A 334-nucleotide genomic window follows, 5' to 3' on the forward strand; every position below is an offset into this window, starting at 1 on the left:
CAAACAGTCTTGCTTTACCGCTTAAATGAAGGGGAGCCAGCCAAAGCCGAAATCGCTGAAAATTTTGTGGTTACAGCAAATTATGGCGGCCTAAAAGGAAATGAGATCACAGTACAAGTCGCAGAAAATGTACTTGATAGCACAAAGCGCGACGTTATCACCTATCTTGGAACAGATATTGTCGATAAGCAGGTTGTGACTGATGTCAAAGATCTTGTGAAAAACAAATATGTTCAATTTTCTGGTGAAGGTGAAGTGACTATCACAGCTGGCGTAACACTAAGCGGTGGGAAAAACGGTGTGCCAAGCGTGGCAGATTACACAGCATTTCTTG

Annotated in this window: 1 protein-coding gene; it reads left to right on the forward strand. The window is 42.8% G+C overall.

Annotation, left to right across the window (positions count from 1 at the left end; all coding sequences use genetic code 11):
• The coding region (locus SB822_RS55745; RefSeq protein WP_410858930.1) for a phage tail sheath N-terminal beta-sandwich domain-containing protein at positions 1-334 on the forward strand (334 nt) is incomplete at both ends.

This window comes from Paraburkholderia sp. SIMBA_054, assembly GCF_046534875.1.
GTDB classification, from domain to species: domain Bacteria; phylum Pseudomonadota; class Gammaproteobacteria; order Burkholderiales; family Burkholderiaceae; genus Paraburkholderia; species Paraburkholderia hospita.